The 8,201-nt window shown below is 70.9% G+C and carries 9 protein-coding genes; 7 read left to right on the top strand and 2 right to left on the bottom strand.

Features of this window, described 5'->3' with window-relative positions; all coding sequences use genetic code 11:
- On the top strand, positions 1-1,003 hold a 1,003-nt coding region (locus AB0915_RS22285), incomplete at its 5' end, for a hypothetical protein (RefSeq protein WP_366692733.1).
- Positions 1,003-1,713 (top strand): tetratricopeptide repeat protein, encoded by a 711-nt coding sequence (locus AB0915_RS22280; protein ID WP_366692732.1) that lies wholly within the window; start codon positions 1,003-1,005, stop codon positions 1,711-1,713. The genes AB0915_RS22285 and AB0915_RS22280, both read left to right, overlap by 1 nt.
- Before the next feature lie 78 nt (positions 1,714-1,791).
- Here the strand turns inward: AB0915_RS22280 and AB0915_RS22275 are convergent, their stop codons facing one another.
- On the bottom strand, positions 1,792-3,069 hold the full coding sequence (locus AB0915_RS22275; RefSeq protein ID WP_366692731.1) for a DUF1015 domain-containing protein: 1,278 nt from the start codon (positions 3,067-3,069) through the stop codon (positions 1,792-1,794).
- A gap of 72 nt (positions 3,070-3,141) precedes the next feature.
- On the opposite strand from AB0915_RS22275, the gene AB0915_RS22270 reads away from it, so the two are divergent.
- From AB0915_RS22270 to AB0915_RS22255, 4 genes are all read left to right on the top strand, one after another.
- Positions 3,142-4,170 carry an HAD hydrolase-like protein gene (locus tag AB0915_RS22270; protein ID WP_366692730.1) on the top strand — a complete coding sequence of 343 codons (1,029 nt, stop codon included), beginning with the start codon at positions 3,142-3,144 and terminating at the stop codon, positions 4,168-4,170.
- Positions 4,171-4,394: 224 nt separating this feature from the next.
- Positions 4,395-5,405: an iron chelate uptake ABC transporter family permease subunit gene (locus tag AB0915_RS22265; protein WP_366692729.1), complete on the top strand. Its 1,011-nt coding sequence runs from the start codon at positions 4,395-4,397 to the stop codon at positions 5,403-5,405.
- A gap of 5 nt (positions 5,406-5,410) precedes the next feature.
- On the top strand, positions 5,411-6,472 hold the full coding sequence (locus tag AB0915_RS22260) for an iron chelate uptake ABC transporter family permease subunit (protein WP_366692739.1): 1,062 nt from the start codon (positions 5,411-5,413) through the stop codon (positions 6,470-6,472).
- 77 nt (positions 6,473-6,549) lie between these two features.
- Positions 6,550-7,368 carry an ABC transporter ATP-binding protein gene (locus tag AB0915_RS22255; RefSeq protein WP_366692738.1) on the top strand — a complete coding sequence of 273 codons (819 nt, stop codon included), beginning with the start codon at positions 6,550-6,552 and terminating at the stop codon, positions 7,366-7,368.
- 138 nt (positions 7,369-7,506) lie between these two features.
- Here the strand turns inward: AB0915_RS22255 and AB0915_RS22250 are convergent, their stop codons facing one another.
- Positions 7,507-7,854 (bottom strand): SCP2 sterol-binding domain-containing protein, encoded by a 348-nt coding sequence (locus tag AB0915_RS22250; RefSeq protein WP_366692728.1) that lies wholly within the window; start codon positions 7,852-7,854, stop codon positions 7,507-7,509.
- 54 nt (positions 7,855-7,908) lie between these two features.
- On the opposite strand from AB0915_RS22250, the gene AB0915_RS22245 reads away from it, so the two are divergent.
- Complete coding sequence (locus tag AB0915_RS22245) at positions 7,909-8,196, top strand: hypothetical protein (protein ID WP_366692737.1); 288 nt, start codon at positions 7,909-7,911, stop codon at positions 8,194-8,196.
- Positions 8,197-8,201: the final 5 nt, after the last annotated feature.

Genomic DNA, 8,201 nt, shown 5'->3' with positions numbered 1-8,201 from the left:
GACGACAGCCGTGGCGGTGGTTCCGGTGGTGGGTTCCGCCGTGACGACAGCCGTGGCGGTGGTTCCGGTGGTGGGTTCCGCCGTGACGACAGCCGCGGCGGTGGTTCCGGTGGTGGGTTCCGTCGCGATGATCGTGCGCCGCGGCGTGATGACGACCGTGGTGGGTACCGTGGGCCGCGTCGTGATGACGAGCGGGGTGGGCGCCCTGGCGGTGGCTTCGAGCGTCGTGAGGACCGGCCGCGTGGGCCCCGTCGCGACGACGACAGCCGTGGCGGCGGCTTCCGCCGTGACGACAGCCGCGGTGGTGGCTCCGGTGGTGGGTTCCGCCGTGACGACAGCCGCGGTGGCGGTTCCGGTGGTGGGTTCCGTCGCGATGATCGTGCGCCGCGGCGTGATGACGACCGTGGTGGGTACCGTGGGCCGCGTCGTGATGACGAGCGGGGTGGGCGCCCTGGCGGTGGCTTCGAGCGTCGTGAGGACCGGCCGCGTGGGCCCCGTCGCGACGACGACAGCCGTGGCGGTGGGTTCCGCCGTGACGACAGTCGGCCCACGAGCGGCGGCGACCGGGGCGGCTTCCGTCGCGACGACCGTGCCGGTGGCTTCCGTCGGGATGACAGTCGTGGCGGTGGCGGCGCCGGCAGGTTCCCCCGCGACGACCGTGCCCCGCGGCGTGAGGACGACCGTGGTGGATATCGCGGGCCGCGTCGTGATGACGAGCGGGGTGGGCGTCCTGGCGGTGGCTTCGAGCGTCGTGAGGACTGGCTGCGTGGGCCCCGTCGCGACGACGACAGCCGTGGCGGTGGGTTCCGCCGTGACGACAGCCGCGGTGCCGGTGGATACCGCGGGCAGCGGGACGACCGCGAGCGTGGTGGCTACCGGGGGCGCGACGACCGTGGTGGGTACGACCGCCGGGACGACCGGGACCGCGAGCCGATCAAGCGGCTTCCCATTCCTGACGACGTCACCGGTGACGAGATCGACAAGGATGTGCGGCAGGAGCTGATGAGCCTGCCGAAGACCCTGGCCGAGGATGTTGCCCGCAACCTCGTCATGGTTGCCCGGCTCATCGACGAGGACCCCGAGCAGGCTTACGCGTACTCGCGTATCGCGCTGCGGCTGGCCTCGCGGGTGGCTGCTGTCCGGGAGGCGGCCGGCTTCGCCGCGTACGCGACGCAGAAGTACTCGGAGGCGCTGGCCGAGTTCCGCGCGGCGAAGCGGATGACCGGTTCCGTGGAGCTGTGGCCCGTCATGGCCGACTGCGAGCGTGGACTCGGGCGGCCCGAGCGAGCGATGGCCATGGCCGGCGAGCCCGAGGTGCAGAAGCTGGACAAGGCCGGGCAGGTCGAGATGCGCCTGGTGGCCGCCGGGGCGCGCAGGGACATGGGGCAGATCGATGCCGCCATCGTCACCCTGCAGAGCTCCGAGCTCGCATCGAGCGCTGTGCACCCGTGGACGCCGCGACTGCGCTATGCGTACGCCGATGCGCTGCTGGCCGCGGGGCGCGAGGACGAGGCGCGTGAATGGTTCGCGAAGGCCCTGGAGGCCGACAAGGACGGTGCCACCGACGCGTCGGACCGGCTCGCCGAGCTGGACGGTGTCGAGTTCGTCGACGCTCTCGGTGACAGCGACGACGAGACGGTCGAGGCCGAAGCCGGCCCCGACGCTGATGGCGATGTCGACGATGCGGATGAGGACGGGTCGACGAAGGCGTAAGACATGAGAGAGGGCGGCATCCCGGAAGGGATGCCGCCCTCTTTTTTTGTGTCCGGCGTCCGGCGTCCGTGCCCGCGGTCAGTCGAGGGCGAGGCTGCGCAGGACCAGGCCCGTGGCCGGCTTGGGGCCGAACGAGGTCGACTTGCGGGGCATGGTAACTCCCTGTCGGGCCAGGTCCCGGACGACTTCTTCGCGTACTGGATGCATCAGGACCGCGGTGGAGTTGCGGCGCTCGGCCTGTTCCACGGCTGCCTGGGTGTCGTGTATGTACGCGATGCGTTCCGGGCTGTCGGGGATCTGCCACACATGATCGAGAAGTGTCGCGTGCAGGACCGTCGCATCGAGAGTGCGCCAGGCGAGTGGGCGGTCGGCCGGGATCGTGCGGGCCAGCAGTGCCTCGTCCGGGCGGTCGACGAGATGGAATCGGCCGTCGCCCGCCAGCAGGAAGGCGTTGCCTTCGGCGGCCGCCTCGGCGAGGGTGTCGAGCGCAACGGGGAGTGGTTCCTCGATGTCGCGGACTCGGAAGGCGCCGTTCAATGCGGCCAGTGCGTCGGCGACGGGGAAGCGGTGCAGCAACCGGTGGATGGCGCGGACCTGGAGCGGGTAACGGGCCGTGTCGACGAGGAGGACCAGGCCGAAGTCCCAGGGGCCCGGGTCGGTGTGTTCCTGCTGCAGCCGGAGGTAGGTGGCCCAGCGGTGATGGCCGTCGGCGATGAGCGCCTGGTGGCGAGTGAGGTCGCTCTCGATCTCGGACCGGTCGGTTGGGTCGGTGACCGCCCAGAGCCGGTGCCGGTAGCCGTCCTCGGTGGTCGTCGAGAGCAGCGGCGGCCGGTGGATGGTGCGCTCGATCACAGCGGTCGCGCCGGTCGGGTCGCCCTCGCTGCGGTAGGTGAGCAGGAGCGGTTCCAGGTGGGCGGCTGTGGTGCGCATCAGGTTGGCGCGATCCTCGACGACATGGGCCATGACGTCCTCGTGCGGCAGGACGATGCCGTCGGCGGGGGAGGAGAGCGCCAGTGCTCCCACGATGCCGCGTTGCAGGATCTCGCCGCTTCGCTGCTCGTAGACGTAGAGCGCGGGCTCGCTCTCGGGGGCCAGTATGCCCTCGTCGAGCCAGCGGTTCAGAGTCTCGGCGGCCTGCTCCTGGCGGGCGTCGGGCGTGTCGGCCTGCGGCAGGATCAATCGGACGATGTTGTGCGGGTCCGCCGATTCCAGGTGGTGCAGCCCGTCGGGGCGCACGACGACGTCGTAGGGCGGTGAGGTCACCGCGGCGAGACTGCCGACCCGCTCGGGGACGTAGCGCAGCCCGCGGAACGGGATCAGGCGCAGCCCCTGGCCGGTGGGACCTGGTGTCTTCATTTCTGCATCGTATGTGCGTTGTGGCGATGCGCGATGATCTGAGGAGAGGCATGTAATGAGGAGCGCAAAGATATGAGTCAGGCGAGCAGGACCCGGCCGAGCGGGATCAGCACTGCGCTGAGCGCGGCGTACGACACGGCTCTGCTGGATCTTGACGGGGTGGTGTACGCGGGCGGTCACGCGATCGTGCATGCCGTCGATTCGCTGGGCGCCGCGCGGGACGGGGGAATGCATCTCGCGTACGTGACCAACAATGCACTGCGTACGCCGGCTGCCGTGGCGGACCATCTGACCGAGCTCGGGGTGCCGGCCGAGCCCGCCGACGTGATCACCTCGGCGCAGGCGGTGGCGCGGCTGATGGCCGATCAGCTGCCGGCCGGGGCTCGGGTGCTCGTGGTCGGCGGCGAGGGGCTGAAGGTCGCGCTGGTGGAGCGCGGGCTGGTGCCCGTGGAGTCGGCGGACGACGAGCCGGTGGCGGTGGCGCAGGGGTACGGCGGTCCCGACATGGCGTGGGGACGGCTCGCGGAGGCTGCGTACGCGATCAACCGTGGGGTGCCGTGGTTCGCGTCCAACACCGATCTGACGATTCCGAGCGCCCGGGGGATCGCGCCGGGCAATGGTGCGGCGGTCGAGGTCGTACGGATCGCCACCGGTGCCGAGCCGCAGGTCGCCGGGAAGCCGCTGCCGCCGATGCACCGTGAGACCGTGCTGCGGACCGGGGCGGAGCGGCCGCTGGTGGTCGGGGACCGGCTGGACACGGATATCGAGGGTGCGTTCAACGGTGGGGTGGACTCACTGCTGGTGCTCACCGGAGTGACGGACGCGGCGCAGCTGGTGGCGGCCGAGCCAAGGCACCGGCCCACGTATGTGGATGCGGATCTGCGGGGACTGCTCACCGGGCAGCCCGAGGTGACGGAGAACGGCGGTGGGTTCGACTGCGGTGGCTGGACGGCCGCGGTGCGCGGTGACGAGCTGGCGCTGGAGGGCGACGGGGACGTGCTCGACGGGCTGCGGGCGCTGTGTGGGGCTGCCTGGTCGTACGCCGGTGAGGGGGCGTGCCTGCTTGATGCGGGGAAGGCGGTGGCCAGGCTCGGGCTGTAGTCCGGCGGCAGCCTGAGGGTGCTGCGGGCGAGGCCTGGGCAACTGGGCGGGGGAGTCCGGGAGTTCGCCGAGGCGACGGATCCTTTCGGGATGAATCGGGCGTATGTGGCGTTCCGTTGGATGCGGGGAGCCGGATGGCTCGACAAGTCAATAGGTTAGGCTAACCTAACTCCGTGTTGGTTGAGAGTCCGCCAGAGCCGAGCGCAGGTCCCAGGGCCGCGCCGGTGACATCCGCGCCCCCCGGGCGCCATGCGACCCGTGCCGTAGGGCTGTTGGTCGCCGTGGTCGCGCTGGTGCTGGTATGCCTCGCGAGTATCGCGATCGGCGCCAAGGCGCTGCCCCTCGCCGATGTCTGGCACGGTCTGTTCCACGCCTCGGGAACCCCGGGCGATGTCCTCGTTCGGGAGGTACGCATCCCGCGGACCGTGCTCGGGCTGATCGTCGGCACCGCGCTCGGCCTCGCCGGGGCGGTGATGCAGGCCCTGACCCGTAACCCACTGGCAGAACCCGGACTGCTCGGGGTCAACGCAGGAGCCTCGGCAGCTGTCGTGTCCGCGATCAGCTTCTTCGGTGTCACCTCGCTGACCGGGTACGTGTGGTTCGCGTTCCTCGGTGCCGCGGTCGTGTCGGTCGCGGTGTACCTGCTCGGTGGCAGCCGGTCCGCGACGCCTGTACGCCTCGCCCTCGCCGGGACCGCGGCCGGCGCCGCGCTGTTCGGCTATGTCAACGCCGTACAGCTGCTGGACGCGGCGGCGCTCGACCGACTGCGGTTCTGGACGGTCGGGTCGCTGGCCTCGGCGAACATGGAGACCGTCGGCAAGGTGTGGCCGTTCATCGCGGTCGGTGTCGTCCTCGCACTGCTCATCGCCCGGCCGCTGAACGCCCTGGAGATGGGCGACGACACCGCCAGGGCGCTCGGCGCCCATCTGACCCGCACCCGCGTCCTCGCGATGCTCACCGTCACCCTGCTGTGCGGGGCCGCGACCGCCGCCTGCGGGCCGATCGTCTTCATCGGGCTGATGATCCCGCACCTGGTGCGCGCGATCACCGGCCCCGACATGCGGTGGATCCTGCCGTACGCAGCTGTGCTCGCGCCGGTGCTGCTGCTCGGCGCGGACGTGGTGGGGCGGGTGATCGCCCGACCGTCCGAGCTGCAGGTCGGCATCGTCACCGCGCTGCTCGGCGGTCCCGTCTTCATCCATCTCGTACGCCGCAAGAGGATGGCCCAGCTGTGAAGGCCATGAAGACCCGCACGAAGGGCGGAGCCGGCGCGGTCCGGGCCGTACGGACCGGCGGCGGGCTCTCCTTCCGGGTGGACGTCCGGGCGTTCGTGGTGATCGTGCTCCTTGCCGCCGTCGCAGCCGGGGCCGGCATCGTGCTCATCGGCAGCGGGGACTACGCGATGACGCCCGGCGAGGTCGTCAGCACGCTGTTCGGGCACGGCACCTTCCAGCAACAGTTCATCGTCACGGACCTGCGCCTGCCGAGGGTCCTCGTCGGGCTCCTGGTCGGCGCGGCACTCGGGGTCGGTGGCGCCGTGTTCCAGACCATCTCCCGCAACCCGCTCGGCAGCCCCGACGTGCTCGGCTTCGGCCAGGGCGCCACGGTCGGTGCGCTGACGGTGATCGTCCTCTTTCAGGGCGGGGCCACCGCGGTCGCGGGCGGCGCCGTGGTCGGCGGGCTGCTCACCGGCGCCGCGGTGTACCTGCTGGCGTGGAAACGAGGGGTCCACGGCTACCGGCTGGTGCTCGTCGGTATCGGCACGGCCGCGATGCTCACCGCCGCCTCGCAGTATCTGATCACCAAGGCCGACCTGGTCGACGCGACCCGTGCCGTCGTCTGGATGACCGGCTCGCTCGACGGGCGCGACTGGGCGCAGGTCTGGCCGCTGCTCGCGGTGTGCGGCCTGCTCATTCCGCTGGTGCTCGGGCACGCGCGGGCGCTGCGCATGATGGAGATGGGTGACGACGCCGCGTACGCCCTGGGTGTACGGGTGGAACGCACCCGGCTCGTCCTGATGGGCTGTGCCGTGCTGCTCGTCGCCGTCGCCACCGCCGCGGCCGGGCCCATCGCGTTCGTCTCGCTGAGTGCCCCGCAGCTGGCACGCCGGCTCACCCGCTCGCCCGGGCCCAATCTGGCGCCCGCCGCCTTCATGGGGGCCGCTCTGCTGCTCGTCGCCGACTGGATCGCGATGGACGCCTTCGGCGACCGGCAGCTGCCGGTGGGTGTCGTCACCGGCGTGCTGGGTGGCTGCTACCTGCTGTGGCTGCTCGTCTCCGAGCGCAGGGCGGGGCGGATATGAGAACCCGTCGCACGGTGAATCCGCCCCGAAGGACCAGCCCATCGATGACCCGTCCCACCGACTCCCGGAGTACGACCATGCAGCGCCTCATCACGGACTCGGTGACCCTCGGCTACGACCAGCGGGTCATCGCGGAGAACCTCTCGGTCGAGATCCCCGACAACTCGTTCACCGTGATCGTCGGCCCCAATGCCTGTGGGAAGTCCACGCTGCTGCGGGCACTGTCCCGGATGCTCAAGCCGAGCCGGGGGCAGGTGCTGCTGGACGGGCAGACGATCCATGCGATGCCCGCGAAGAAGGTCGCGAAGACCCTGGGGCTGCTGCCGCAGTCCTCGATCGCGCCCGACGGCATCACCGTCGCGGACCTGGTCGCACGCGGCCGGTATCCGCATCAGCGGCTGCTGCGGCAGTGGTCGCCGGACGACGAACGCATTGTCGAGGAATCGATGGTGTCGACCGGTGTCCACGAGCTGGCCGATCGCTATGTCGACGAACTGTCCGGCGGTCAGCGGCAGCGTGTCTGGATCGCGATGGCGCTTGCGCAGGAGACGCCGTTGCTGCTGCTCGACGAGCCGACGACGTACCTCGACATCCAGCACCAGATCGATGTCCTCGACCTGTGCGCGGAGATGCATGAGACGCGCGGGCGGACGCTGGTCGCCGTGCTCCACGACCTGAACCATGCCGCGCGCTACGCCACGCATCTGATTGCCATGCGCGAGGGCGAGGTCATTGCCGCGGGGGCGCCGGGAGACGTGGTCACGGCGGAGCTGGTGGAGCGGGTGTTCGGGCTGCGGTGTCAGGTGATTGCTGATCCGGAGACGGGGACGCCGTTGGTGGTGCCGGCCGCGCGGCCCGCGCGGGGCGCGCGCGTTGTGGATTCGGTGCGGGCCTGAGCGTGGTTGCGCTGGCTGTCGGCGTGCCTCTCCTCGATCGCCGGACGGGCTTGATTCCGGCGGGCGTGATCGGTCAGCGTGGCAGGCTCAATGGCGTGGGTGTGGTCGGTCGCCCAAGGGGCTGGTGGGGTGGGGGTGCTACAGCAGTGTTCTGAGGCGCATGAGGTCTCGGATGCTTGCTTCCAGCCGGACCCGGCCCGAGGCCCAGGCCTTTGCGAAGCTCAGGTTCCCCTTCACCATGGCCACCAGGTCGTCGCCGTTCATCGCGAGCCGGATCTCGGCCTTCTCGCTCGGTGGGCCCTCGATCGTGTCGAGTACCTGGATCCGGCCATCCTTGAGACGGCCGGTGAAGGTGATCCCGAGGTCCTTGATGTGACAGCTCAGCGAGCGGTCCAGGGCAGCCGCGCTGCGCACGTTGCCCTCGGCCGTCTCGAGGTTGTCGGAAAGTGTGTCGAGTGCGCTGCGGCACTCCGCCATGGTCGCCATCGTGACCGACGGTACCCCAGGCCTTCGCGGTAGCGTTTCCGCATGAGCGACTTGATGCCGGAGCCCGGGGCGGCGCCCGGGGAATCGGCGGAGACGGCCGGCCCCGTACCCGAGCCCGCAGCCGCCGCGCCCCTCGGCGTCACGCGCACCCCCACCGGACACGCCGAGGTGGACGCGGGGCTGGAGCGGCTGGCCGACGCGGACCACCTCCCGGCGGAGGGACACATCGAGGTGTACGAGGATGTACACCATGGGCTGCGCGATGCGCTGACCGCGCTGGATGCCCGGCCCGCACCCGCACCGGTACCCGCACCGATGCCCCCGTACAACAACAGGAGCTGAACCGA

This window comes from Streptomyces sp. NPDC048411 (assembly GCF_040704695.1).
In the GTDB taxonomy this organism is placed as follows: domain Bacteria; phylum Actinomycetota; class Actinomycetes; order Streptomycetales; family Streptomycetaceae; genus Streptomyces.
Note: the sequence above shows the minus strand (reverse complement) of the source record. Positions and strands in the feature narration are given on the sequence as shown.

Coding starts and splice junctions, on each gene's coding strand:
- AB0915_RS22275 (WP_366692731.1), bottom strand. CDS start 3,069: ATGAAGACACCAGGTCCCACCGGCCAGGGGCTGCGCCTGATCCCGTTC.
- AB0915_RS22260 (WP_366692739.1), top strand. CDS start 5,411: ATGAAGACCCGCACGAAGGGCGGAGCCGGCGCGGTCCGGGCCGTACGG.
- AB0915_RS22270 (WP_366692730.1), top strand. CDS start 3,142: ATGAGTCAGGCGAGCAGGACCCGGCCGAGCGGGATCAGCACTGCGCTG.
- AB0915_RS22250 (WP_366692728.1), bottom strand. CDS start 7,854: ATGGCGACCATGGCGGAGTGCCGCAGCGCACTCGACACACTTTCCGAC.
- AB0915_RS22280 (WP_366692732.1), top strand. CDS start 1,003: ATGAGCCTGCCGAAGACCCTGGCCGAGGATGTTGCCCGCAACCTCGTC.
- AB0915_RS22255 (WP_366692738.1), top strand. CDS start 6,550: ATGCAGCGCCTCATCACGGACTCGGTGACCCTCGGCTACGACCAGCGG.
- AB0915_RS22245 (WP_366692737.1), top strand. CDS start 7,909: ATGCCGGAGCCCGGGGCGGCGCCCGGGGAATCGGCGGAGACGGCCGGC.